A 23,842-nucleotide genomic window follows, 5' to 3' on the forward strand; every position below is an offset into this window, starting at 1 on the left:
CAATGGATCTTGGAATAGCTGGCAAACGGGCAATCGTCTGCGCAAGTTCAAAAGGGCTTGGCAGGGGTGTCGCGCAGAAACTCGCGGAAGCAGGTGCAGTCGTTACGCTCAATGGCCGGAACGCTGAGGCACTTGCGTTGACTGCAAGCGAAATTCGAAAACAGACCAATGCCGAGGTTCACATGGTCGTTGCTGACGTGACTACGGCGGAAGGTCGCGCAGCACTTCTGGGCGCGGAACCATCACCGGACATCCTAGTCAACAATGCCGGTGGCCCACCGACGGGCCTGTGGTCCGACTGGACTGAGGATGACTGGCTCAAAGCTCTTCACGCGAATATGCTTGCGCCGATATTGCTGATGAAAGCGGTGCTTCCGGGCATGATCGACAGGAAATGGGGAAGGGTGATCAATATCACCTCCGCATCTGTCAAAGCGCCGATCCCCGAACTTGGGCTTTCGAACGCGTCACGCAGCGGGCTTACCGGTTTCGTTGCGGGAACGGCAAGGCAGGTGGCAAAACACGGGGTTATCATCAACAATCTTCTACCCGGTTCACACGAAACAGATCGTACAGAGGGTTTAATGAAGAGAACCGCCGCAGAACAAAGTATCAGCATCGATGAGGCTCGACGCAAAGCACATGCGCTCAATCCGACAGGCCGCTTCGGCACGCCAGAAGAGTTTGGTGCCGCCGCCGCCTTCCTGTGCAGCCAATACGCAGGCTATATCGTTGGACAAAATCTTTTGCTCGATGGTGGGGCGTTCCAATCCACTCACGGATAGGGTGGTGAAAAGACGCGTGTCTTTACCGGTATGAGATAGGCAATGGCGGCTTCTCGGCCGCCATATCGTCAATAATAGTTCGGCTCCGCATAGCACCACATGTCGGCGCGATATCGGATGGCCGAACACGGCCAAATGCTGGAATTGGAGAAACAATATGGACAAACCAGAAACTCAGATTCGGCTCTCTGGCCTCCTTCGCTGCGCATCCGGCAATGAGGTGGAGATCGTCAAAACGCACCTGCCTGATCATATCCGTCTGACGAAGACGGAGCCGGGTTGCATTTCGTTTGAGGTATCGCAGACGGATGATCCCCTTGTTTGGCGCGTCGAAGAAGTATTTTCGGACCGAGCCGCCTTCGATTTTCATCAGCAGCGTACTCGTGCATCCGCATGGTTCACAGCCACGTCAATGATCCAACGGGACTACGTGGTCACTGAATAACAATGGATCGGCCATTTAGCGCAGTTTTCCCGCAAAAATGCGTTTCCGCTACGTTGCCGCATCAATGTTTTACCAAGGGTCAAAGCACTAAATCGGGCAGGCAATCTTAAATCAAGACTTGAGCGCGTAGTCTGGTGGCCAATAGTCAGCGACGTCGGCCCCGCTCCTCTGCTTCATCATCGAAGCCAATTGGTTTTGTTTTTACCCAACTGACGAACTTCTGAATCGCGGGGTCCTCGAGAATAGCTGAGATCGTGGAGAATTTCTTTGCCAACTGGGCGTCAGTGAAGCCTGCATGTATGTGGCTATGGCATATCCGATGCAAAGGCACCGTGACCCTGCCACCCTTACTCCGGGGAACAAGATGGTGGTGCTCGATCTGGTCGTCAGGTATCACCCGCGCGCAGAGCTGGCAGATGACGGGCTCCGCCTCCACATCTTGAGAAGTAAAATTGTCTCTCTGCTTGCGTGCCATTGATTTGGTGCCTCTCTACCGGCTGTCAGACTGCGTTCGCGCCGCATCGATAGACCAACCCAAGCATGCCGACAACGCCAAGCCGTTTTCGACAAGGCACTGGCGTGTGCATCGGAGCAACATCGGCGACTAAGTACGATCAGTCGATCCTCGTGACGAGCGATAGGATATTATAGAATGTTGCCCATGATTGGCAGTCTTTGCTTTGGCAGGTTTTCGGTTCACATCTATTCGAGAGCACATTAGTCTTGATGGCCGCAATTTGCCCAAACCGGTCATACAAAAATAGCCGCGTCGCAGACCCTAACCTGTTCGCAGCGTTGTTAAAGAAGCAGCTTCAGGTCCTTTTCAAATCGGTGGGTCAGCACAAAGAACCTCTCATTGCTAGTCTCTGGTGTCCAAAGCGCGTCTTCGTAGGAATCAGATAATTCCCACCCCTCCCGCGCATAAAACCGCTCAGCCCGAATGTTGCCCGCCGTACAGAGCAGCATCGCTCTTGCTATCCCGGACTCACTCAGAAGTTTCTCAGCGAAGGATAGTAATGTCTGGGCTACGCGGGTACCACGAGCACGGTCGCTGACATAGAGTTTGACAACCTCAGCTCCCTTTACGGAGACGAACCCGACTATGCCAATGTCGTCTGCTGCGACGAAGAATGCGTCTTCCGCTTCCGTCAGCCGGAGACTGAAATGGTCCTTAGACCGATAAGGCAGCACATCATCAGGCACGAGGTTAGCATGGGCATCATGCCATCTTTGGTGCCAGAGCTGGACAATCTCCTCATGATCAGCGGCTTTTGCGGGGCGAATTTCGACCATCTGTTCACTTTCTGGTTTTGTCCGTACAGCAGATTAGGGAGTTCTCCGAGGATTTGTCGGGTTTTGGCATCCGCGATTAACTTCATGAAACCCTGTGTCTCATCTTCTCAACGGCTCGGCTGGCATGGCTTATGTGGTCGTGTGGGTGAGGGAGTGGGGCAACCCCGATGCTCTTGCCTGGCGCGCCGTCGTGTGTTGCTTGCGGTGCCGACTGGAGAAACAGCTAGATATAAATACTGGCTGTGGGCTGTCCCGCCGATCCTCCTAGCCGTACAGCCAGTTGATTGCCAGTCTTTGTGGGCAAGGCCATCGGCACGAACGAGAATGTCAGACCGTTCGACAACCGCTGTCTCCACGGTTCGATCGAAGATGTGATCGCCTTTTAGGTTCGCCGACCGCAGTCATCCGATGATTTAGAGATGGTGCATTAAAGCGCTCAGTGGCACATCTGTAGGTCCTCCAAGGCGTAACCACGGCAGAACAACTAGCTTGTGTGAGAGCTCAATTCTAATGGTCTGCCAATGCGCGACTTGTACACATCCTGCACTGACTTGGGAGCCATCGGTCGAGAACCTGCCTTTACCGCAAGCAAAATTCCCGACCATAATTATTTCAAAGTTTCGTTAAGGGCTGGACGGATAAGCGCCCCTTGCAGCAGTCTTGGATGTCAGAATTCTTCCCACGAATCCCGTGCAACGGCAGCAGCCGAGCCACCACCAAATGCGCCCGCGATCTTGCGGCCAAGCGCACGGGCAGGAGATGGCGCTGGTATGGACGCGCTTGACGCAGAGCGGACAGGTGCAGCAGTTGGAGCTGAGCTGTTTGCACTCGCGCCGTTGCCCAGATTGAAGCGTGACAGCAACTGGTTGAGAGATGCAGCTTCCTTGGCAAGGCTGTGGCTAGCCGCGGTCGACTGCTCAACCATGGCTGCGTTCTGCTGCGTGCCCTGATCCATCGTGTTGACGGCAGTATTGATTTCCTGAAGGCCAACCGACTGTTCGCGTGAGGATTCCACGATGGCATTGATGTGCCGGTTGATTTCCTGGACTTCAGTGACAATCACTTCCAGCGCGCGACCCGTTTCACCGACCAGATTGACGCCTGAGCGGACATGTTCACCGGAAGTGGTGATCAGTGCCTTAATTTCTTTCGCAGCCTTTGCCGAACGCTGCGCCAGTTCGCGAACTTCCTGTGCGACGACTGCAAAGCCTTTACCAGCTTCACCAGCGCGTGCAGCTTCGACACCGGCGTTCAAAGCAAGAAGATTGGTCTGGAAGGCAATCTCATCAATAACGCTGATGATGCTGGTGATCTCACCGGACGAGCGCTCGATCTCGTTCATGGCAGTCACGGCCTGACGCACGACTTCACCTGACTTCTCCGCCCCATTACGGGCCTTGGCAACGAGGTGGCCGACCTCTTCGGCACGGTTGCTGCTATCCTTCACTGTGGTGGTGATCTCTTCCAGCGCGGCCGCTGTTTCTTCGACCGATGCAGCCTGCTGCTCGGTACGCTTGGACAGGTCGTCGGCCGCAGAACGGATTTCATTGGCACCGGCGTCGATACCACGGGCATTCTGGCCGACGGCGCGTAGTGCGTCATTCAGATTGGCAACCGAACCGTTGAAGTTGTTGCGTAGCGTATCGAGATGGGCAACAAAAGGCGTTTCGATGCGGTAGGCAACATCACCATCTGCAAGACGATCAAGACCCGTGGCCAGTTGATCGACGGCGAACTGCGTGTCGGCAGCGTCCCGTGCCTTCTGGGCCTCTCGTTCCAGACGTTCCTGTTCGGAAAGGTTGCGGTTCGCGTCAGCTTCTTTTTCGAGGCGAATTTTCTCAAGGGCGTTGTCACGGAAAACCGAGACAGCCTTTGCCATCTGACCGACTTCGTCCTTGCGGTCCTGCCCATCTACAGGTGCAGTCGTCTGCCCCTGGGCCAGCGAAATCATGCGTTCACGCAACGCTGCGATTGGAGTGGTAATGCCTTTGGCGGCAACGATGAGTGATGCAATGATGCCAAGCGCAAAGGCCACGCCGACGACCGTCAGCGAGGTGAAGATAGTGGAATTTGTCTGGTCGGTCAGTTCGTCACTTCTCACGGCGACCGTTTTCAATATCTGATCCAGAAACGTTGCGCTGTCGGTGGTCAGAGGCAGGATCAGCGTGTCGGCTTTCGCCAGAGCCGCCCTTGCAGGGTCGTTCTGGTCCGCTTGCCCCAGTTGTACGGCCTCGTCGGTCAGGGCAACGACATCTTTTGTTCTCTCTATGATTTTGTCGATCGCAGCACTCTCGCTTGGAAAGAGTAGTTTCGTATTCTGAAGACGCTCAAACAGCTTATTTTTGCTATCGTTGTAAAAGTCCACCGCTGTTTTCATCGCTGGATCTTCCTGGCGATAAGTCAGGATTTGATAGGCGGCATATGCGGTTGCCACGACATTTCGGTTTGCGCGCGACATTTCCACACTTGCCGCAGCGTCATTTGAGATAAAGTCGGAATAGCTTGTATCTGCTTGTTTGTACCGGGTGGAGATAAAGGCTGTGGCACTCAAGCCAACCACACACAGGGGAAGGATCAGGGACAGAATTTTCGTGCGAATGCTCGCATTTTTAAGAAATGACATATTTCCTCGCGGTTCTATTTTGAAGTCGCGAACACGAAGCAGGGAGCATTACGACCGGGGCCGGTCGAACGAAAAACTCTGCTGCAGGGGATTCGGCGTGGATATGGAGAATAACAGACGGTGCGTGCCATCATGGCGACCTGATCGGTGCTCTGTCGCGCCTATGCTTAGTTAGTTATGGTTTAAATATAATTAAATATCATTTCTTGAGGTTTATCGAAATTATTTTGATCTATTTTGGCAACTTGTAGTATATTTTACTCCTTGCCTGTGGTGCAATTTCAACCTGTGTGCGATGATGGTTTGCCGTCGCCCAATTTCATAAACGCCCGCGAGAGAGTTGTTGCTATCGCCGCTTGTCCCGAGGTGTCCCCCCGACGATAGCTAGACGTCGAACGCCCGGTTGCCTTCTCGTCACCGTGGGCGGCTTAACAATACTTGTCTTCAAATCGCCGATGGAAACAGTCCTGCCGCCTCAGCACGGGCTGATATCAGGCGGATGATTTCCTTGATCTTGGGATTGGATCTGCTTTCCGGCAGAAGGTAAAACCCCATCACCGCCCGGCGGCGAGGACTATTTGGGCAAATCTTCACCTCTCGCAGACCCTTTTCGACAAAATAGTCTCTCAGCACATCACTGTGGATCAGCACTGCGTCGGTACTCAGCGCAAAACCGATGCATGCGTCCATCGAGTTGCATGCGAATGCGTGGCCAGTGCCGTCGAGATTTTGAGCACCTGTCCCTGAGATGAGGCGTTTTTGACGAGCCTCTGCCGGATTCGCCATTGTCGTTGGATAGTTACGGATTTCGTCAATTTTACGGGTTCCTTCAAGAAGCGGATGCCCTTCACGGACGAAATATCCGTCGGTCGCTGATCCCAAGGGAATGAAATCGACCGCAAGCCCCGGCTTTAGATGGTCGATGCGATGTCCCATGAACAGGGAAATGTCGCCAGCGACCAGTTGGTCCATGCAGCGCATCATATTGCCTATGCTGACATTGATTGGTGCTGCCGGGTGCGCTTTGAAATGTTCGATCACAAAATCCTTCAAAAGCAGAATCCAGGTGGAATAACCGGTGCCGATACTGATGCCTTCTTCCAGCTCCTCTTTCTGCCGGGCGATTGTTGTAAGGGCGTTCGTGTGCAGGCGGTTCATCAGGATCGCGTTGTTGTAGAGCGTTTCCCCATAAGGGCTCAGCTGGACACCGCGTGCCGAGCGATAAAGGAGTTCCACACCCAGTGACTGTTCCAGTCGCTTGATGTTGTAGCTCAGTGCTGGTTGCGAGATGTGCAGTATCTCTGCCGCTGCCATGAATGACCCAGCTTCGGCGACCGCAACAAATTGCTCAAGTGCCTTGTTCATGTTCGCCTCCTCGTTTCCATAAAGAAATTTTATGAATGGTCGGAAATATTCTATTTGTCCATATACCTCGAGAGGGCTAACTTCGCTGCGCAGAGCACACTTGAGGAGGAGTGGAGACCGACAACAATCCCGCCAGCCAGAATGTCGGCTTGTGAGCTGACCCCTGGCATCCGGAGTGCCCTGCCGATCTGCTGATCGTGCCGCATCGCGGATCGATCCGAAATATTGCACCTATTCGATGCGGAAGGTTGCGCCCTGCGCCGGTAAAGCGAAGCGTCCTTCTCACGAGAAAATCAGAAACACGTGGCTGCGTCAGATCGGCATCATTGATCGAAGCGGTTTGGCGTGAATGGAAGAGGAGATAGCCGATGGCCAAGAAAAAATACGTCATTGTTGGCACAGGCGCGCGCGCCCGCATGTTTTACGAAGTCATTGCGCGTAATTTCAGCGCGCAGAATGAACTGGTAGCACTTTGCGATACCAACCAGACGCGCATGGATTACACCAACAAAGTGCTGATCGAGGAGTTCGGCCTTAGCCAGTTGCCCACCTATAAGGTCGAGGATTTCGGTCGCATGCTGGATGAGACAGCTGCCGATGTCGTGATCGTCACCTCGATCGACCGTACACATCACACCTACATCATCGCGGCGTTGGAAGCTGGCCGTGACGTCATCACCGAAAAGCCGATGACCACGGATGTGGTCAAATGCCAGCAGATCATCGATACGGTCAAGCGTACCGGTCGCTCGGTCCGCGTCACTTTCAATTACCGCTACGCGCCGCACAATGCGGCTGTCCACGAGATCATCGCTTCAGGCGGAATTGGTGATGTCTATTCCGTCCATTTCGAGTGGTTGCTCGATACCAAACACGGCGCCGACTATTTCCGCCGCTGGCATCGTGACAAGCGCAACAGCGGCGGGCTAATGGTGCACAAGTCCACCCACCATTTCGATCTCGTCAATTTCTGGCTGCAAAGCCAGCCACAGACCGTGTTCGGCATGGGTGATCTGCGTTTTTATGGCCGCGCCAATGCCGAGGAGCGGGGCTTGTTCACGCCTTACAACCGCACCACCGGAGTTGCCGCTGCTAAAACCGATCCCTTCGCCATCGACCTGACCGAAAGCCCGGTCCAGAAAGCGCTCTATTGGGATGCCGAACATGAGGACGGTTACCAACGGGATCAGAACGTCTTCGGGGATGGCGTCAGCATCGAAGATACGATGCAGGTCATGGTGCGCTACAAGAGCCGCGCGGTCATGACCTATTCGCTCAACACCTATGCGCCCTGGGAAGGATTTAATGTTGCCTTCAACGGGTCGAAGGGGAGAATCGAACTCTTGGTTCGCGAAACCTCCTATATCAATGCCGGTGGTTCTTCACACGAGGAAGGCGCTGCAAAGGGTATCCAACTCTATCATTTCCCGCTGCACGGCGAACCGCGTATCGTACCTGTCGTGATGGAGGAGGGCGGTCATGGCGGTGGCGACAACCGCATGCTGGCAGATATCTTCGGTAGTTCGAATTCCGGCGGTGCCTTCGCCGCAGATTTTCGCGATGGTGCCATGTCAATCCTGACCGGCCTTGCCGCCAACCGGTCGTTCCAGACGGGCTTACCGGTCGAAGTCGACGATATGGTCCAGTTCTGAGCGGTTTTTCAAAGCGCGTGCAACGTTTTCAGCGGCGCGTGCAATGCTTTGTTGGGACACGTCGGCGTGGGCGTGTCCAGCAAGGTTATCGTCTGGAGAGCAGCGCACCCCTAGAGAACCGAGTTTGATGTGCCGATATTTTGCACGAGGCTCCATTCGCGGTAGCGTTTTCGACAGACGGTACACGTCCGCGCCAACGAAGCATGGCATGGTTGGCTTGGAAATGGGGAGCTCCACCCAGGCCATGAGGGGACCATCCAGGGCAATACAGTTGAGGCGACTGCAGGAGTGAAATCGGTGAAGATGAGATTAGCATCCTTTCGGATATAGTGGCCGCGTTCCGCGCTTTTTCCAATCGCGAGGCCCCTGGGGAAGGGGATTAGTTCGAACATTGGAGCTTATGGAACACTCCGTGGCACTGCATCGAGTCGAAACTTTTTGCACTTCGTCGCGGCAGTACCCGGCTCTTTCGTTTTTTAATACTCGAGAGACCAACTCCGCCATCGAACGATCGTCCACGACACGCCGGTTAGCCAACACCCCGTATTCACTATGCATTAAGCATGGTCTAAGCGGCGCCGGAACCTCAAACGGAGCACGGGCATTCCGATTACGGTGTTGCAGATGAGGATAGAATGACCCCCCAGTTTCATGAGCGCTACATAAGCCGTGCAGAACATAATGCCATAGTTGCATATTACAAAAAGCTTGTCGTGCAGCTTCATCAGAACCGGCAAACAGCGAAGGACGAAAGCCACCTCAACAATTCGACTTGCACGTCAAGTAGTGAGGAACTGACAGTTTATCAGAGCTGTGAAGAGATAGTAGGCGTCGATCTTGGCTCAGGCGGCAATGTTGTAGTGGTGGATTTCGCTCGCTGTTCGGCGAAGGACTCCCAGAGCCTCGAGTAAGCCATGCACAATGTGGCTGACGCAATTCCGACCGGCGCGACGCGGCAAGCCTCTTCGGCGGCGTAAGGCTCGAACTCATCCCACAGTGCCCGAAGCTCCTGGGCCCGTCCATCGGGAGTAAAACCTATTGGCTTGGAACGGGACTTGGGCTTTTGGGGATCTTCGGGTCTGCCAACCATCAGGCTGATCGGTTCACGTGCATTTCGAAGTTGGAAGGGTACATCTTTCACCGTCATTCTCGTCCGAGCCTAAAAGTGCTGTTCGTGACTGGCTACACTGAAAATGCGTTCTTAATGTTTGGGTCTTGTTGCGGAATTGGCAGATACTCAAGTTATTTCAACTGTGTACGGTAAATTTGGTTGGCGACAACGTCGCGAAATAATTGTTGAGATAGCGAGCGCAAAGTAACATTTGCGCTCGCCCGTTTTTGCTTAAGATAGAAACTCGATAAGGTCCTGGTTGAGGCGATCAGGGACCGTTGCGAACAGGCCATGGGGTTCGCCATCATATTCGATCAGTTTCGCCCCTGCGATAGCCTTCGCGGCAGCCCGCCCAGTGGGATCAATGGGGACAGTTTTGTCGCCTGTACCGTGGATCACCAGTGTTGGAACCGTGAAGGCAGCAAAATCTGCACGGAAGTCGGTCTTACCAAATGCATCTACGCAATCGATTGTGGCTTTCGGGCTCGCCATCACACCCAGCACAAACGACCAGTCCAGCACACCTTGGCTGACAGGCTTAGTGACATATCCGACGCCGTAAAACGTCTTGGCAAAGCTTTGGAGGAAAGCAAAGCGATCCTCTCTGATGTCTTTTTTCATTCCATCAAAGACGCTTCCATCGACACCGTCCGGGTTCGTATCATCTTTGAGTAGGTAGCCCGCGACCGATGCGACGAGCACGGTTTTAGAAATCTTGGATGCGCCGTGTCTCGACAGGTAACGGGCAATCTCGCCTCCCCCCATGGAAAAACCGACAAGCGCAGCACCTTCCAGATCAAGACCGTCAATAACTGAGGCCAGATCGTCAGCGAAGACGTCGTAATTATAGCCACTTGCGGGGTGACCAGACTGTCCAAATCCACGGCGGTCATATGTGATGACTCGGAAACCGGCCTCGAGCAGAGCAACCGTTTGATACTCGAACATGTCGCCGGTCAGGGGCCAGCCATGGATTAGCACGACAGGGCGTCCTTGCCCCATGTCCTTTACGTGCAAGCTAGTCCCGTCTTTTGCTTCAATAAATGCCATTATGAAACTCCTTGGATGATGCCAAGAGTAAAGCTCACAGCGGACATCTTGTTCCCCGAAGATCACATTCCAGGAAACTCGTTTGACTGATCGTTGCACCGACCAGCTCTTCATCGAGAGGGCTAAGACGCGTCTATTGGGCGATTGGGAAAGTCATGGCGTCACCACTGTCATCCGCAAATCGCTGATGGCGTTCCAGGCTACTGAAGACTTCTATGAGTTCAGCGCGCTCTGGCGCAGATGTTATGGCGTTCTCTTAATCGTGCGGCAAAACGTCGCCTTGAAGGATACGTTGCCTCTGCTTACCTAACCCTCATGCGAAATACTTGGGTCATTCAAATCTCCTGGCTTACCGATCAAGCACGCTCCGTCACCCGGAGCTGGCAGCATTGATCCTGTAACGCCGCCACAGACCCAGCCGCTCCGGGCACCCACGTAATAGAAAGTGCGGTTTCGTTACACGTCGTTGAGGCGTGTCATGGAGCGTATCATGTCCCTTTTTCGACACCATCCCACCTGCGTCACATGCAACCGCAAACTGCCGGGTGCTGCGGCCCGTTGCCCATGGTGCGACACCTCTGTTCCGTCCACAATCGACCGCCGCTCTGCCGTTCGTAAGCAACAGGCGTCTCTAGAGACATTGCTTTTGCTCTCGGAGGATGCCGGACTATGACTTGCGCTATGACGTTGAGCGGTAAGACCCTCACAGGTGGCGATACGGACGAGTTGCAACTGGTCGGGGTCCTTCCGTGGCGTATCGGGCGTGATGGCGAACGGACGGTGCTGCTCATCACCTCGCGCAGGCAGGGACGATGGATCATGCCCAGGGGGGTGCCCGTGAAGGGAGAACCGCCCTTTGTTGCGGCGTCCCGGAAGGCTTTCGAGGAGGCGGGCATCATCGGTGAAATTTCCACCGTCCCGGTGACAACCTACCAATACATTAAGGTCCTTGACGAAGGATCGCAGGTTGCCTGCCGCGTCACTGTGTTCAGTATGAACGTGCGTGGCACGTTGACCCACTGGCGTCAGAAGGAGCAAAGACACCGACGGTGGTTTTCCCTCGAAGCAGCGGCGGACAAGCTTGATGATATCCAGCTTGCCGAGTTCGTAAGGACAATCGACTCGGAGCCGGGTCGCCTTGAGCAACACAACCGTTCCGAGGGACTACGCGACCACCATATGCGAGGTGCCTGACGTGCCGACGATATTTCCGACAGGCTTCGCAGGTTGGATGCCTTCTGTCTTTCCAATTCGAAGGACCAGTGCCGGACGCTAACTGCCTGGCGCCAAGAGCTGCGATCGCAACATTGGCGCCAGGTGTTTCCCAATCCGTGACTGAAACTGTGGGGCAAGCCTGGCCCTTTGTGCCAGAGCATAATCCATATCCAGAAAGAGCCACCAATGACTTTTAGATACACCCATACGTTCCCCATCAGCGGCCCGAACAAGTTGCCTCGTTTCAGGCGGTGGGCGGCCGAAAATATTCCGGGCGTCGCCGTGTCGCTGCCGCCCCAGGTGCCGGTCAAAAGTGAGGCCCTCACGGTGCGATTGAAGTCCCTTGAGGATCGCAACACACTGATTGAAAAACTGCAAGGTGTGGGCCTGTAAGGTAAGCCTTCGCGGCAAGCGGCCGGTCGGTGATTGTCCTGTAGGCATACTGTCATGCACAGAAGTTTATAGGGAGGCCGTGCCGCTTACCGCATTTTTCAGGCATAAAAACCCTGCCAATGCATACTGGTTTGATGTTTCTGGTATTTTGTCGCCTCCGAGCGTGCGAAAGGGAGGCGCCATAGTCGGTGACGCCATGCAGAATATGAATGATGACTACCTTTGATTGTCGACGCGTTAGAAGATCGGATAGTCGGGCAAACGCGTCACAGAATACTGTGATGTTCGTTGCGAAGGACCAGGGTCGAGCGACTGGTGTGTCGTCAATCCCCATCGAGAGTTTTCGTCACCGACAAGTAGCAGCTTGAATCCCTAAACACTGATATGCGTGTCTTGTATAAAGAAAGTGTTTGAAGTCTGTATGGAACTGGAGACCTAGCGCCCCGGCTTGCGCGGCTCACCGCCTTGAGCGTAGGCTGTCTTTTCCACAAATCGGAACTGGTTGCCGCAGTGCGAGCAGCGGATCATGAATTCCGAGGGAATGCTGGATGGACGCTCGGCACGAAATCCGCGCGGCATCTCGTCGACGCGAAAATCGACATTAGCTGAACGCTTATCGTCGGTTTCCGAGACTTCTGCAAAGCCCTGGTGACCACAGTTTGAACATTCAAGCTTTCGGGAATATCTGTCGCGCGCTGCCATCTGACATCCTGTTATTTTTGCGATCAGGTAACAACCAACGGAAGACATTTCAATGTGCCAGATCCGGAATTCAGCCAGTCCATTTGTTTCGACAGCCAATTTATCGGAGTGCAAGGCGATGGTGTTGTGGCCAACATCGAGTCTGAGGACAATTGCGGGGACTGTCTCGCCATTTATCAATCGGTTTTTCGAACGCGGGTTCGAATTCTTTCGAGGTGAATGATTACCGAGGCTTTACCGTTGTTGGAGCTTCACTTGGCATCAGTGATTTAGATTCCAACGCCAGGCGACATCTTGTTTATGGGCAATTCTGGGGCGTCGACGCGCGACGCCTACCCGGCATAGTCCTGACGCATCGAATACGATTACGCGCTCAGCCGTACCGAAGCCCGGTTTCCGCATTGAAGAGATGAACGGCTTCCGGATCAAAGAACAGCGATATGTGGTCGCCGCTGGCCAGAGTTGTTCTTGGTGGCAGGCTCGCTGTCACGCGCTGTGTGCCGACGGATGTGGTAACAAGCAGCTCCGGACCGGTTAACTCGGCCACATCGCAACGCGCGTCGATTGTATTGCCATTGCCGACGAGCGAAAGCGCTTCCGGGCGAATGCCGAGGATGAGCTTCTGCCCATCTGCTGGCACAGTCTTCAGTGATGACGGCAAAGGCACACGGCCATCTCCATTATCGATCGCCAGAGCGCCATTCTCGACCGTCACCTGCAGCAGGTTCATCGGCGGTGCGCCAACAAAAGTGGCTACATATAAGGTTGCCGGTCGGTCGTAGATTTCAGCAGGTGTGCCAAGCTGTTCGATGCGTCCGTCTTTCATAACGGCGATCCGGGTCGCAAGTGTCATCGCCTCGATCTGGTCATGCGTGACATACACCACCGTCGTTTTCAGTATCTGGTGCAGGCGCTTGAGCTCTGTGCGCATTTCCATGCGCAATTTGGCATCAAGATTGGACAGGGGCTCGTCGAACAGGAAGACTTCAGGCTTTCGCACCAGCGCACGACCGATCGCGACGCGCTGGCGCTGTCCACCGGAAAGCTGAGCCGGCTTACGATCCAATAACGGCTCGATCTGCAGCAATCTGGCAGCCTCGTTGACCGCTCTGTCGCGCTCCTGCACTGGTACTTTACGCATTTCCAGTCCAAAACCGATATTCCGCCGCACCGTCAGGTTGGGGTAGAGCGCATAGGACTGAAACACCATCGCGATGTCGCGATCTTTTGGATGCACGCCCAGCACCGTACGATTTCCAATCCGGATATCGCCGCTAGTCGCTTCTACCAACCCGGCAATGATGTTCAGAAGCGTTGACTTGCCGCAACCGGACGAGCCGAGAAGGACAAGAAACTCACCACTTTCAAGCGAGATATCGACGCTCTTCAGTGTTTCGACTTCACCGTATGTCTTGCGAATACTGTTGATCTCAAGCGCGCTCATCGAACGGCCTCCTCGGAAGCAAGTGGTCCGCCATAATGACGGGGAAGGGTGGAAATTGCGCGCGATGCGACTTGTGTGCCGGCAAGCAAACAGGCTTCAATCGACCTGGAATTGGCAAGCGCAGCCAGGAATGCGGCGTTAAACACATCACCGGCGCCGATCGTGTCGACGACTTCGACCTTGGGGGCTGCAACTGTAACTAACGAGCCGTCAGGGCCGAGGGCAACTGCGCCATCAGGACCGCGTTTGACGACGACAATCGCTCCTTCAGGCATGTGCGAGCGGATTTCGCGTGCAGCCTCGATCGGATCATCAAGGCCAGCGAGCGTTGTCGTTTCGACCTCATTGAGCAATGCAATACCACAGCGGGAAAGCCAGCGACGTGTCTTCGTGCAGTTCTTTTCTGTCCACCCGTCCAGCGGCCAGCCTGTGTCGAGTGCAAGGGTGATTTGGTGGGTCGTCGCCCAGTCGAACAGTGTGTCATAGTTGTGAGCCAGGTCGTCGGTCAGGAATGAGCCACAAACCAGTGCATATCCACCCGCCATCGCCGCGCCGTCGATCGTGGTCAGGACGTCGGATATCCCGAAGCGCGGCAAATGACCACGTGTCGTGAAGAAGGTTCGTTCGCCGTCCGGATGGGTGATGCCGACCGACAGCGTGGTGCGCTCCGAGCGGACGGACCATTTGGCGGCGCGCTCCCCGAAGGCCTCACGCAGCCAGCTGCCGAACTGGTCGCTGCCGACATTGGCGGCGATCGAGAACTCCACGCCGAGCGCTGCCCAGGCCAGGGCACTGTTGCCGGCGCTGCCGCCGACACGAAGCTCGTCGTGATCGACAATGATTTCGGTGCCAGCCTTTGGCCATGGAGCTGCAGGCCCTAAAATAAGATCGACATTGACGTTGCCGATGACTGCGAGAGGTCGCATTTATTCGCTCCTGGTAATCTTGGTTGAGCGTACAGGCGTGCCGGCATCGTCGACGCGGGCGTCGGCAAATGCGATCATCAGCCGCTGCGCCGCAGGTAGCATCGCGAATATCGCCGCAAGGCCGGTGGCTGGCGCAAAGCGGATAGAGACTGTGCCAGCGACCGGTTCGTCGCCCGAAGCGTCGAACATGATGACAGGAGCGCCCGTTTCCACGGCGGAGACGGCCATGGCCGTCACGAGGCCGGCCGTACTGTCGTTGCCGCGGAACAGAACGACGCCAATATCGGCACTGAGCATTTCCATCGGACCATGCCGCAACTGGCCGCCTTCGAGCGAGAAGCATGGCAGACGCGACAGTTCGGTGAGGCCGAGTGCGAGCGCTTCGGCAAGGCCCTGCAGTCGGCGGCCTGAGGTGACGATGGTACGAACCGTGGCGAGAGCAGCGAGTGCCGACGCGATGTCGGGCTCCTCTGGTGCACTCAGCACGGCGAAAGCCGCTGATGGATCGGCTCCGAGCGCTGACAAAACGGCGAGGTGCAAGGCGAAGGTTACCGTGAGGCTGCGGGTCGCGGCGAAGGCTAGCTCGGTGCCACCGGCACCGATTAGTGATGTCACAGTGCGCGCCAGGAAGGATCCGCCCTCTAGTGTCAGGCCGAAGGTCTCAGCATTGCCGCCGGTCTCATCGAACCAGCGCACGACCTCAGCGCTCTCGCCCGACTGCGAGGTGACCAGAACGGTGCGACCTTCGAGCGCCAGTGGCTGGCCCAGTTGTTCCGAAAGTGGCACGGCAATGGCATCAATTCCAAGCGCGCGATAGAGAGGTTCGACGGCGCGGCCTACCGCGTGCGATCCGCCCATGCCGAGCAGCAGCAGCTTCCTGGTCTTTGCCAATGACGCGGCAATGGTGTGGGCTTTTGTCTTCGCTGCTTCATACGAGGCGAGCGCATCGGCATGCTGCCGGGCCATTTCGCGGTCAATGGCGACGAGGCCGACGGGTCTGTTCTTCTGCTGGGTCATGATCATCCCTTGACGCCACCGCTGGTAAGCCCCGAGATCAGGGCGCGTTGCATGACAAGACCGACCAGCACCGGAGGCAGGGCGGCAAGCACTCCAGCGGTTGCAATCAGTCCATAATCGGAGACACGGCCACCGGCGAGATCTGCGATGGCAACCGTGAGTGTCTTGGCGCGCTGATTGGAGGTGAACAGCAGCGCATAAAAGAATTCGTCCCAGGCCAGCAGGAAGGCGAACAGCGCCGACGTCGCCATCACGGGCATGGCCAGTGGTAACGTGATGATCTTCAGCGTCTGGAACAGGCCCGCGCCGTCGATCATCGCCGCCGCCTCGATTTCCTTGGGAATAGAATCGAACCCGGATTTCATCAGCCAGGTGGTAAAAGGAGCGAGAATTGTCAGATATACCAGTGCCAGTCCGAAGACGTTGTTGAGCAGGCCGAGATGGGCAAGACCCATATAGAGCGGCACGGCCAGCGCCACAGGCGGCAGCATGTAGGTGGCGATCACCATTGTGAGCGACCAGCCGACCGTTGGCGTCCTTGACACAGCCCAGCCTGCGGGGATGGCGAGGGCGATCGCTGCAATAGTAGAAAATGCGGCAACTTCGATGCTGTTAACCAGCGACGACGTGAATGCCGCGCCAGCGCTGTTTTCCAACGTCGACAGCAACACACCGTAGCGCGAAAAGTCTGGCGATTGCGGCCACCATCGCAATGGCTTGGCGGCAAGGTCGGCAGCTGGGGAGATGCTCATGATGAACAGCCAGAGGACCGGAGCGAGAATGACGGCGGCAAGCAACAGCGCGCAGCCGTACATAAAGATGTTGAACAGAGGACTGCGACGTTCCATCAGCTTGCACTCCCTGCGGTCTTGCGAACAAGTATGGCGTAGGCGGCTGCAAGCACGGTGACCAGCAGTGTGACGATCAATGCCAGGGAGGCCCCGGACCCCGCCCGCTGAAACGAAAATGCTTCCTGGTAGACGAGGATCGACAGCGTGCGAGTGCTGTTGGCAGGTCCGCCACGGGTCATCACCCATATGATATCAAAAACCTTAAAAGCTTCGATCGTGCGCAGAACCAGCGCAACCATGAGCGGACCAGCGATGTAGGGCAGGATGACAAAACGAAAGCGTGAGAAAGGCCCTGCACCATCGACCAGCGATGCCGATGTTATATCGCGGGGCACGGCCTGCAGTGCGGCAAGGGCGATCAGTGCAACAAGCGGAAAATTTTTCCAGCAATCGGCGACGATGAGCGCTGCAAGCGCAGAGCCCGGCTCGCCAAGCCAGGAGCGATAGGCATCGAGTAATCCGAGCTGAGTCAACATTGCATTCAACGCGCCATACTCGGGATTATAAATCAGCCGCCAGAGGGTGGCATTGACCACGGTGGGCAGCGCCCAGGGAAGGATCATCAGCGCACGCAGCAGGGTGCGGCCGTAGAAATTCTGGTTCAGCAGCAGCGCAGCAAGAACACCGATCACCATCTCGGCGGTCACCGAGACAATCGCGAACACGAGGGTCGTTGAAAGCGTGCGCTGGAAATTCGAGCTTGTGAGCATCTTCACGTAGTTATCGATACCGACAAAATTGCCTGCGGTGCCGACCAACTTGGCGTCAGTAAAGGACAAGGTGACGGTGTCAATCAACGGCCATCCGATGACGGCCATCATCACGGCGAGCAGCGGCAACATCAAAAGCCACGCACGGGTGGTCATCCAGGTGCCGGACATGGGGCGCCCTTTCAATTCATCGGTATGGAGATGGCAAGCCAGGCGGCGCTAGTGGCCGCCTGGTGGTTAACTTGCTTAAAGGCCGCTGTTTTCTGCAGCCGTCTTCAGCGCATCTTCGGGCGAAGACTGGCCGAGAAGGGACTCCTGGATCGCCTGCTGAAGGGCGGTCGAGAGTTCCTGATATTTCGGTGTCGTGGGTCGCGGATACATGGCTGCGAGACCGATTTTCGCAGCGGAAATCAACTCCTCCTGGCCCTTGGTGACGGCAGGATCATCATAGGAGGATGCCCAGATGGGGAGGCTCAACTTGGCATACTGGTTCTGCGTCGCCTGTGACGTCATGAATTCAATGAACTTCCAGGCTTCGTCAGGATGCTTGCTGGCGGAGGTAATGCCGAGACCCATCGAGCCATTCACCGCAGACGCTTCGCTCTTGCCGGCGACACCGGGAGCAGCCACGACACCGACCTTGCCGGCAACTTTGCTTTCCTTGGGGTCGTTTGCCATGTTGTACATATAGGTCCAGTTCAGCGCGAAGGCGGCGTCGCCATTCTGGAAGACCTTGCGGACGTCCTCTTCGAGGAATTCCTTGGAGTTCGGGTTGGTCAGGCCGGACTTGTAGCTCGCAACCATGTAATTGAGGGCATCAAGACCGCCGCCGGTCTGGAAGTCCGGTTTTCCGTCCTTCAGGAAGTCGCCCTTATAGGCGCTGACCAGCGTCGTATAATCGCAGATCGCAGCTTCCGCCTGAGCCCAGCTCCATGCAATCGGGGTATCCAGCAGCCCCTTGTCCTTAATTAACTTGGCCTGTTCGGTCAGTTCGTCCCAGGTCTTTGGCGGTGTCTTGATGCCGGCCTTTTCAAGGATTTCCTTGTTGTAAAACAGGTATTTGGTGTCGAGGATCCAAGGCATGCCATAGTATTTGCCGTCGTTCTGAACGGTGGTCCAGGCTCCCGGCAAAACACCTTTCTTGGTGTCGTCGGAAATGCGCGATGTGACATCCACGAGTACGTTGTTGGAGGCATATTCCGATGGCCAGATGACGTCGAAGAGAACGACGTCATAGCCGCTGCCGGAACCCTGAGCGAGCACGGTCTTGTCGTGCAAGCCTTCATAGGGAACAAATTCGAGATTGACCTTCACCTCGGGATTTGCCTCGCTGAAAGCCTCGGCCATCGCGCGCACGTCAGCTTCGCTATAGGCCGCCTGCGCCATGAAAAGTGCATTGATCGTGGTTTCTGCAAATGCACCTGGTGCAAAGGACGCGCCGAATAGTGCAGCTCCAAGCAGTGTCTTATTTAATGAGTTCAACATTTCGCCAGCCTCCAGCTTTTTGGCATTCACGCGTTTCCCGGGGGCGGCTGTACGTCGCCTCCGGCCTTCAAGGCATCCAGTGTTTCAGATGCCGATTTCGGAGCGTCGTGGAGCCGTTTTGGGCTCTCTGCGTTCCCCGGAACTCTGCGGTTCCTTATTAAGTCAATTGCATTGACTTTATTTCTTGTTCAATATTCTATTGGTGTCAAGGGGAATTGCAGATGCATGACAGACGTCCGATAAGGGCCAAAAGCGGGACCAACCAAGAAGGCACCAGTTCGCATAACAGACGGGTGATGATTGATGCGTTGCGCGTCAATGGCGCGCTCTCACGGGCCGATCTTGCCCGTGCCACCAGACTGACGAAACAGACCGTATCCAACATCATCGATGAACTAGAGCGCGATGGGCTTGTGGCCGCGCATGAGGTGATCCGAAAGGGCAGGGGGCAGCCTTCGACCCCTTACAGTCTGGTCCCGGCAGGTGCATTCGCTATCGGCCTACAGATCGACCGGCACATCACCCGCGCGTTAGCGGTCGATCTCATGGGCACGATCCTTACCCGCGCCGAAGCGCCGCTGCCGGCGAACGGTCCACAGGGGGGCGTGAAGGTCATCCTGGATCTTGTCGAGGCCGTCAGACGGGAACTTGGTCAGATGTTCAGCCAGTCTGAGCGACGCTTGGTCGGCCTGGGCGCCGCGATGCCGGGACCCTTCGGCACAGAAAACACGACAGACGATCCCTGGATGATGTCGGCATGGCAGACATTTCCGCTGCTGGAAATGCTGGCTGCAGGCACCGGCCTTGAAGTAGGGTTGCAGAACGATGCGGCAGCCTGTGCGCAAGCGGAGCGCATGGTAGGAGCGGCCCACGGGCTCGACCACGCCGTTTGCCTTTATCTCGGCTATGGTATCGGTGCCGGTTTGATTCTCGGTGGTGAATTATACAGCGGCGCAAATGGCAATGCTGGGGAAATTGGTATGGCTCTGTTGTCTCCGGGCGGACGTGCTGCTCCCTTGGAACATAGAGCGTCGCTGGCCGCACTCTACCAGCATCTTGAAATCGATCCGGCCGACCCCAGGGTTTACGCCAAGGTGAACGAACTCGCATCGACGGATGATCCTAGGGTCCAGCTATGGCTTGATGAAGCGGTGATGGATCTTCGCTGGAGCGTCCATCTCATAGAAACAGTCTTCGATCCACAAACAGTGATCTTGTGCGGTGGTGCGCCCGAAGCGCTTGCCTTTCGCTTGATGGCAGCGATGGAGCCGCTGGTTCCGTCGGTTGCGCAGCGCTCCAACCGCAGCGTGCCAAGGTTTCAGCTGGGAATGACAGATCCATGGGCGGTAGCACTGGGGGCGGCGGCAGAACCCATCAGTCGCGCTTTCGATCCTCGATTTTCAGCGATTCTCAAGCAGGCAATTTGAAGCTGGTTCATGTCCGTAAAGTCGTTACAGAACTATCGCGACGGGTATTTGACGGGGGACGGTTTGTGGCGGTCGCAACTGGGCTGATTGTCAGCTTCTCTAATCGCACCGCCGTTCAGACATTGCAAAGTAAGCGGATTCTATGCGCTTTCGGCCGATGCAGTCGGCTCCGTCTCATTAATCCCTTCTCAAAGGATGAGACTGCTGATCTGCAGGTCCTGGCATGTGCGCATTGGGAAAGTGCCAGGTAAACGCAGAAGAACTGCTGTCGTGCAGTCAAAACAGCCGTTGGATAATTCGAACAAGGCGTCCATCATGTTTAATGCGGCAATGGAAAACTGCCGCACGCTACTAATCCATAGAAATGAGACGCTCGTACCAGAGTAGGATCACTGCGCTGCCGACGGTACGTCGGCTATAGGACGCATCGCCGCGGTTCAGACAGTCGTTGGCTGATCATCGCCGGGTATCTTCCCATCCGGTGTCAGTTCATCGACCGCCCGTGGCAAATCCTTGCTAAGACGTGCGAGGATTTCCTCTCGCGACAGACCGGTTTTTGCAGTCAATTCGTCTAGCACGTCCGGTCCAATCGCCTCTGCAAGTTCGTTGTCATCAATATCGTCATTTGTCCCAGGCTTTACCCAGGAATCAGCTTTTTGTCCGAAGCCGTTCTGTTGGAACGTTTTGAGTAGGTCGCTCAGGCCACCGCTCAAAATTCCCCCAGAGGTCAGGCCGCCGAGAATAGACCCGAGTCCCCCCGTCTCATTGCCTCCACCGAGCTTGCCAAGCAGATCGTCAAGGCCATTTGTCTGGCGCGATCCAGCGTCTTGACCTGTGTTTGCGCCCTCCGCCTGCGGCTTGTTCAATCCGCGCAGGAGGTCCGCAATCTTGTCCCTGTTCTGATAGCCAGCGACGGCAAGTACACCAAGCAATGCTTTCAGTTGACCACTTACCATGTTCTTCTCCTCCGTGGGCCTCGAAAACAACGTCGCGACGCGGCCCAGTTCGCTGGACTGAAACGGTTGGTTGGCCATGAAGTTCCGCCTCCACAGGTACAACGAACGCAGCGAACCCATGCGCGCCGCCTGCCGCACGGCGGGCCAACTTTGGCAACCTTTCTCTGTTCGGCAAAAGGAAGGGATGTAACCCTTCTCCCAGTCGCCTACCGAGCAGCACCGTGCGCAAGAAGCAGTTCGCTTTCCATGCGCAGATCAGGAGACTTACCTCAGGTCTCCGATAAGCGTAGGCACGAGTTCCGACACGGTGGGATGTATCGGTACCGACCATTGAAGAGCCGGGTACGGGGTGCGCGCGTTCATTGCATCGATAATGCCATGGATGGCCTCGTCGCCCTCTATGCCAAGGATAGCCGCCCCGAGGATTTGTCGGGTTTCGGCATCCGCGATTAGCTTCATGAAGCCCTGTGTCTCGCCTTTCTCAACGGCTCGGCCGACACGGCTCATGGGCCGTGTCGATACGAGAATTTGGCGACCCGATGCTCTTGCCTGGCGCTCCGTCATGCCTACCCGTCCAAGCGGAGGGTCGATGTAGAGGGCGTAGGCCAGAATGCGATCGCTGAGCTTCCGGTCGCCCCCGTCAAGCAAGTTGGCGGCGACGATCTCGAAGTCGTTGTAGGACGTGTGGGTAAAAGCGCCGCGGCCGTTGCAGTCCCCCAATGCCCATATGCCGCTGACATTCGTGGAGAGGCTGTTGTCTACGACAATAAAACCTTTGTCGTCGGTCTCGACACCAGCCTCTTCAAGACCCAGATCATAGGTATTGGGTCGTCTACCTGTAGCAACAAGGACATGGCTTGCATTCATGGTCCCGCTGTTTGTCGTGACCGCGATGTCGTCCGCAGTTTTTCTGAACGATAGCCCGGTTACCCCCGTATGAACCGCGATCCCTTCTGCCTGTAGGATGTCAGCAATGGCGGAGGAGACATCGTCGTCTTCACGTGAGGCGAGGCGGGTGCCACGCTCTAAAATGGTTACGCTTGCGCCAAAACGGCGGTACATCTGCGCGAACTCCAGCCCGATGTAGCTTCCCCCAATCACAACGAGATGACGCGGAACCTCCGCCAGATGGATGATCGATGTGCTTGTCAGGTATGGCACGTCCGCAAGCCCAGGGTAGTCGGGAATAGACGGACGTGCACCGACGTTGATGAACACCTGCGGTGCTGTCAGGCGCGTGCCATTGACCACAACCGTATTGGGATTTTCGAACTTTGCTTGTCCGTAGATCACCGACATGCTGTCGAGACTGTCAAACCAGGTAGCAAGGCCTTTGCGGGCATCGAGCGTGACCTTTTCAGCCCGGCCTCGCACAGCCTCCATGTCTATACCGATCTCGCCGTGGACAACGACACCATATTCGCCAGCGCGCCGCGCGACGTGTGCAGCCCGTGCGCTGGCGACCAATGTCTTGGTTGGCATGCATCCGGCGTTGACGCAGGTGCCGCCAAGATATTTGCGCTCGATCAGCGCGACCTTGCGCCCAGCCGCCGCCATTCGCGCCGCCAGAAATGGACCGGCCTGTCCTGCACCGATGAAGATGGCGTCGAAGGAAGTCATGACACGGCCGCTACAATCAGCAGCGCTCCTACGACGGCGACAGCGTCTTCGATCAGGGCGGCGGGCAGGTCGCGCCCGAACGAGGTGGCAAGTCTGGCGCGGACGGCTGCTCCGCCGTAGGTACCGATGGTCGCTCCGACGATCCCGGCGACCAAGCCTAAAGCGAGCAATCCAGCCGACGCACCGATTGCTGCGCCTGACAGAGCGCCTGATGCCAAGCGGGTTCCGAACTGGACCAGCACTTTGCGGGAGGGCGTGCCTGGGAGCTTGTCCGTGATCAATTCACCAAGTGCCAGAACTGTCAAAATCAAAGGTGTCCACTTGTACCCTATGAAGGCCAGAGGTGTCTGGGAAACATCGAGCCAGCCAAGGTTTGCCGCCCAAGCGATGGCAGCTGGAGCTGTCATCGCCCGTAGTCCGGCGATGACACCGATTAAAAGCGCGAGAAAAATCATCATGCCATTCCCCTTTTTTGATCTGGCGTGGTGCCTGTCGCCACTGCGCCATCGCGTGCAGCAAATGAGAGCCCAGCCTTCGATGAAGTCAAGCAGGTCAGTGTCACAAGACCCCTGTCTGGTAATAGATTTCCGTATCGTCCAATTATGTGCGGACGACATCATCTGGTTCCCCGATGCGAGTGCCAGCGTGCGATCGCTGATAGCATCCTCCTCTGACGGCCTTTGACGAGATAACGTTACCTGACTGATTTTTGTTTGGCGAGTTAAGCGTCGTAAATCGATGCAAAGGGCGAAGCCTGCCGAGAATTAGTCAG

At 56.1% G+C, this 23,842-nt stretch carries 24 protein-coding genes; 9 read left to right on the forward strand and 15 right to left on the reverse strand.

Annotated elements, in window-relative coordinates:
• The first annotated feature begins 2 nt into the window (after window positions 1-2).
• Window positions 3-785 (forward strand): SDR family oxidoreductase, encoded by a 783-nt coding sequence (locus tag IB237_RS17645; RefSeq protein ID WP_192490011.1) that lies wholly within the window; start codon window positions 3-5, stop codon window positions 783-785.
• Between the two features lie 157 nt (window positions 786-942).
• Entirely contained in the window at window positions 943-1,230 is a 288-nt protein-coding gene (locus tag IB237_RS17650; protein ID WP_192490012.1) for a putative quinol monooxygenase, read from the forward strand.
• 145 nt (window positions 1,231-1,375) lie between these two features.
• Here the strand turns inward: IB237_RS17650 and IB237_RS17655 are convergent, their stop codons facing one another.
• The 4 genes from IB237_RS17655 to IB237_RS17670 all read right to left on the reverse strand — a co-directional run bounded on the left by IB237_RS17655 (window position 1,376) and on the right by IB237_RS17670 (window position 6,511).
• On the reverse strand, window positions 1,376-1,705 hold the full coding sequence (locus IB237_RS17655; protein WP_192490013.1) for an HNH endonuclease: 330 nt from the start codon (window positions 1,703-1,705) through the stop codon (window positions 1,376-1,378).
• A gap of 323 nt (window positions 1,706-2,028) precedes the next feature.
• Window positions 2,029-2,523: a GNAT family N-acetyltransferase gene (locus IB237_RS17660; RefSeq protein ID WP_192490014.1), complete on the reverse strand. Its 495-nt coding sequence runs from the start codon at window positions 2,521-2,523 to the stop codon at window positions 2,029-2,031.
• A gap of 667 nt (window positions 2,524-3,190) precedes the next feature.
• Window positions 3,191-5,146, reverse strand: a complete 1,956-nt coding sequence (locus IB237_RS17665) for a methyl-accepting chemotaxis protein (protein WP_192490015.1) — start codon at window positions 5,144-5,146, stop codon at window positions 3,191-3,193.
• A gap of 444 nt (window positions 5,147-5,590) precedes the next feature.
• Complete coding sequence (locus IB237_RS17670) at window positions 5,591-6,511, reverse strand: LysR family transcriptional regulator (RefSeq protein WP_192490016.1); 921 nt, start codon at window positions 6,509-6,511, stop codon at window positions 5,591-5,593.
• Between the two features lie 368 nt (window positions 6,512-6,879).
• Between IB237_RS17670 and IB237_RS17675 the strand changes: the two genes are divergently transcribed.
• Both IB237_RS17675 and IB237_RS17680 read left to right on the forward strand, forming a co-directional pair.
• The gene (locus IB237_RS17675; protein WP_192490017.1) at window positions 6,880-8,163 is read left to right on the forward strand and encodes a Gfo/Idh/MocA family protein; all 1,284 of its coding nucleotides are present in this window, start codon (window positions 6,880-6,882) and stop codon (window positions 8,161-8,163) included.
• Between the two features lie 635 nt (window positions 8,164-8,798).
• Complete coding sequence (locus IB237_RS17680) at window positions 8,799-9,074, forward strand: hypothetical protein (protein ID WP_192490018.1); 276 nt, start codon at window positions 8,799-8,801, stop codon at window positions 9,072-9,074.
• A 431-nt stretch (window positions 9,075-9,505) separates the two neighbouring features.
• Here the strand turns inward: IB237_RS17680 and IB237_RS17685 are convergent, their stop codons facing one another.
• Window positions 9,506-10,324 carry an alpha/beta fold hydrolase gene (locus IB237_RS17685; protein WP_192490019.1) on the reverse strand — a complete coding sequence of 273 codons (819 nt, stop codon included), beginning with the start codon at window positions 10,322-10,324 and terminating at the stop codon, window positions 9,506-9,508.
• 82 nt (window positions 10,325-10,406) lie between these two features.
• Between IB237_RS17685 and IB237_RS17690 the strand changes: the two genes are divergently transcribed.
• The 4 genes from IB237_RS17690 (at window position 10,407) to IB237_RS17705 (ending at window position 11,932) form a co-directional block, all read left to right on the forward strand.
• The gene (locus IB237_RS17690; RefSeq protein WP_192490020.1) at window positions 10,407-10,634 is read left to right on the forward strand and encodes a hypothetical protein; all 228 of its coding nucleotides are present in this window, start codon (window positions 10,407-10,409) and stop codon (window positions 10,632-10,634) included.
• 180 nt (window positions 10,635-10,814) lie between these two features.
• Complete coding sequence (locus IB237_RS17695; protein ID WP_192490021.1) at window positions 10,815-10,997, forward strand: hypothetical protein; 183 nt, start codon at window positions 10,815-10,817, stop codon at window positions 10,995-10,997.
• A complete protein-coding gene (locus IB237_RS17700) occupies window positions 10,994-11,518 on the forward strand; it encodes an NUDIX hydrolase (protein WP_192490022.1) in 525 nt (174 codons plus the stop codon). Before IB237_RS17695 ends, IB237_RS17700 begins: the two co-directional genes overlap by 4 nt.
• A gap of 207 nt (window positions 11,519-11,725) precedes the next feature.
• On the forward strand, window positions 11,726-11,932 hold the full coding sequence (locus IB237_RS17705; RefSeq protein ID WP_192490023.1) for a hypothetical protein: 207 nt from the start codon (window positions 11,726-11,728) through the stop codon (window positions 11,930-11,932).
• A 435-nt stretch (window positions 11,933-12,367) separates the two neighbouring features.
• Here the strand turns inward: IB237_RS17705 and IB237_RS17710 are convergent, their stop codons facing one another.
• The 7 genes from IB237_RS17710 to IB237_RS17740 all read right to left on the reverse strand — a co-directional run bounded on the left by IB237_RS17710 (window position 12,368) and on the right by IB237_RS17740 (window position 19,067).
• Window positions 12,368-12,634, reverse strand: coding sequence for a hypothetical protein (locus tag IB237_RS17710; protein ID WP_192490308.1), 267 nt, complete (start codon window positions 12,632-12,634; stop codon window positions 12,368-12,370).
• A gap of 373 nt (window positions 12,635-13,007) precedes the next feature.
• Complete coding sequence (locus IB237_RS17715) at window positions 13,008-14,078, reverse strand: ABC transporter ATP-binding protein (RefSeq protein ID WP_192490024.1); 1,071 nt, start codon at window positions 14,076-14,078, stop codon at window positions 13,008-13,010.
• On the reverse strand, window positions 14,075-15,004 hold the full coding sequence (locus IB237_RS17720; protein WP_192490025.1) for a PfkB family carbohydrate kinase: 930 nt from the start codon (window positions 15,002-15,004) through the stop codon (window positions 14,075-14,077). The genes IB237_RS17715 and IB237_RS17720 overlap by 4 nt, the downstream gene beginning before the upstream one ends.
• On the reverse strand, window positions 15,005-16,027 hold the full coding sequence (locus IB237_RS17725) for an SIS domain-containing protein (RefSeq protein ID WP_192490026.1): 1,023 nt from the start codon (window positions 16,025-16,027) through the stop codon (window positions 15,005-15,007).
• Window positions 16,024-16,869, reverse strand: coding sequence for a carbohydrate ABC transporter permease (locus IB237_RS17730; protein WP_192490027.1), 846 nt, complete (start codon window positions 16,867-16,869; stop codon window positions 16,024-16,026). Before IB237_RS17730 ends, IB237_RS17725 begins: the two co-directional genes overlap by 4 nt.
• Window positions 16,869-17,753, reverse strand: coding sequence for a carbohydrate ABC transporter permease (locus IB237_RS17735; RefSeq protein ID WP_192490028.1), 885 nt, complete (start codon window positions 17,751-17,753; stop codon window positions 16,869-16,871). The genes IB237_RS17730 and IB237_RS17735 overlap by 1 nt, the downstream gene beginning before the upstream one ends.
• 75 nt (window positions 17,754-17,828) lie before the next feature.
• Window positions 17,829-19,067, reverse strand: coding sequence for an extracellular solute-binding protein (locus IB237_RS17740; protein ID WP_192490029.1), 1,239 nt, complete (start codon window positions 19,065-19,067; stop codon window positions 17,829-17,831).
• 221 nt (window positions 19,068-19,288) lie between these two features.
• On the opposite strand from IB237_RS17740, the gene IB237_RS17745 reads away from it, so the two are divergent.
• Complete coding sequence (locus tag IB237_RS17745) at window positions 19,289-20,494, forward strand: ROK family transcriptional regulator (protein ID WP_192490030.1); 1,206 nt, start codon at window positions 19,289-19,291, stop codon at window positions 20,492-20,494.
• A gap of 437 nt (window positions 20,495-20,931) precedes the next feature.
• Here IB237_RS17745 and IB237_RS17750 read toward each other — a convergent pair whose 3' ends face one another.
• The 3 genes from IB237_RS17750 to IB237_RS17760 form a co-directional block, all read right to left on the reverse strand.
• On the reverse strand, window positions 20,932-21,450 hold the full coding sequence (locus IB237_RS17750; protein ID WP_210324011.1) for a YidB family protein: 519 nt from the start codon (window positions 21,448-21,450) through the stop codon (window positions 20,932-20,934).
• A 264-nt stretch (window positions 21,451-21,714) separates the two neighbouring features.
• Window positions 21,715-23,070 (reverse strand): FAD-containing oxidoreductase, encoded by a 1,356-nt coding sequence (locus IB237_RS17755; protein WP_192490032.1) that lies wholly within the window; start codon window positions 23,068-23,070, stop codon window positions 21,715-21,717.
• Window positions 23,067-23,528: a DUF4126 family protein gene (locus IB237_RS17760; protein ID WP_192490033.1), complete on the reverse strand. Its 462-nt coding sequence runs from the start codon at window positions 23,526-23,528 to the stop codon at window positions 23,067-23,069. The genes IB237_RS17755 and IB237_RS17760 overlap by 4 nt, the downstream gene beginning before the upstream one ends.
• Between the last annotated feature and the right edge of the window lie 314 nt (window positions 23,529-23,842).

Origin of the sequence: Agrobacterium sp. AGB01, assembly GCF_014851585.1 — a bacterium.
Taxonomy (GTDB): domain Bacteria; phylum Pseudomonadota; class Alphaproteobacteria; order Rhizobiales; family Rhizobiaceae; genus Agrobacterium.

What these genes read in the sequence shown, in the direction of transcription:
- IB237_RS17645 (WP_192490011.1), top strand. Translation starts at nt 3, where the DNA reads ATGGATCTTGGAATAGCTGGCAAACGGGCAATCGTCTGCGCAAGTTCA.
- IB237_RS17650 (WP_192490012.1), top strand. Translation starts at nt 943, where the DNA reads ATGGACAAACCAGAAACTCAGATTCGGCTCTCTGGCCTCCTTCGCTGC.
- IB237_RS17655 (WP_192490013.1), bottom strand. Translation starts at nt 1,705, where the DNA reads ATGGCACGCAAGCAGAGAGACAATTTTACTTCTCAAGATGTGGAGGCG.
- IB237_RS17660 (WP_192490014.1), bottom strand. Translation starts at nt 2,523, where the DNA reads ATGGTCGAAATTCGCCCCGCAAAAGCCGCTGATCATGAGGAGATTGTC.
- IB237_RS17665 (WP_192490015.1), bottom strand. Translation starts at nt 5,146, where the DNA reads ATGTCATTTCTTAAAAATGCGAGCATTCGCACGAAAATTCTGTCCCTG.
- IB237_RS17670 (WP_192490016.1), bottom strand. Translation starts at nt 6,511, where the DNA reads ATGAACAAGGCACTTGAGCAATTTGTTGCGGTCGCCGAAGCTGGGTCA.
- IB237_RS17675 (WP_192490017.1), top strand. Translation starts at nt 6,880, where the DNA reads ATGGCCAAGAAAAAATACGTCATTGTTGGCACAGGCGCGCGCGCCCGC.
- IB237_RS17680 (WP_192490018.1), top strand. Translation starts at nt 8,799, where the DNA reads ATGACCCCCCAGTTTCATGAGCGCTACATAAGCCGTGCAGAACATAAT.
- IB237_RS17685 (WP_192490019.1), bottom strand. Translation starts at nt 10,324, where the DNA reads ATGGCATTTATTGAAGCAAAAGACGGGACTAGCTTGCACGTAAAGGAC.
- IB237_RS17695 (WP_192490021.1), top strand. Translation starts at nt 10,815, where the DNA reads ATGTCCCTTTTTCGACACCATCCCACCTGCGTCACATGCAACCGCAAA.
- IB237_RS17700 (WP_192490022.1), top strand. Translation starts at nt 10,994, where the DNA reads ATGACTTGCGCTATGACGTTGAGCGGTAAGACCCTCACAGGTGGCGAT.
- IB237_RS17705 (WP_192490023.1), top strand. Translation starts at nt 11,726, where the DNA reads ATGACTTTTAGATACACCCATACGTTCCCCATCAGCGGCCCGAACAAG.
- IB237_RS17710 (WP_192490308.1), bottom strand. Translation starts at nt 12,634, where the DNA reads ATGGCAGCGCGCGACAGATATTCCCGAAAGCTTGAATGTTCAAACTGT.
- IB237_RS17715 (WP_192490024.1), bottom strand. Translation starts at nt 14,078, where the DNA reads ATGAGCGCGCTTGAGATCAACAGTATTCGCAAGACATACGGTGAAGTC.
- IB237_RS17720 (WP_192490025.1), bottom strand. Translation starts at nt 15,004, where the DNA reads ATGCGACCTCTCGCAGTCATCGGCAACGTCAATGTCGATCTTATTTTA.
- IB237_RS17725 (WP_192490026.1), bottom strand. Translation starts at nt 16,027, where the DNA reads ATGATCATGACCCAGCAGAAGAACAGACCCGTCGGCCTCGTCGCCATT.
- IB237_RS17730 (WP_192490027.1), bottom strand. Translation starts at nt 16,869, where the DNA reads ATGGAACGTCGCAGTCCTCTGTTCAACATCTTTATGTACGGCTGCGCG.
- IB237_RS17735 (WP_192490028.1), bottom strand. Translation starts at nt 17,753, where the DNA reads ATGTCCGGCACCTGGATGACCACCCGTGCGTGGCTTTTGATGTTGCCG.
- IB237_RS17740 (WP_192490029.1), bottom strand. Translation starts at nt 19,067, where the DNA reads ATGTTGAACTCATTAAATAAGACACTGCTTGGAGCTGCACTATTCGGC.
- IB237_RS17745 (WP_192490030.1), top strand. Translation starts at nt 19,289, where the DNA reads ATGCATGACAGACGTCCGATAAGGGCCAAAAGCGGGACCAACCAAGAA.
- IB237_RS17750 (WP_210324011.1), bottom strand. Translation starts at nt 21,450, where the DNA reads ATGGTAAGTGGTCAACTGAAAGCATTGCTTGGTGTACTTGCCGTCGCT.
- IB237_RS17755 (WP_192490032.1), bottom strand. Translation starts at nt 23,070, where the DNA reads ATGACTTCCTTCGACGCCATCTTCATCGGTGCAGGACAGGCCGGTCCA.
- IB237_RS17760 (WP_192490033.1), bottom strand. Translation starts at nt 23,528, where the DNA reads ATGATGATTTTTCTCGCGCTTTTAATCGGTGTCATCGCCGGACTACGG.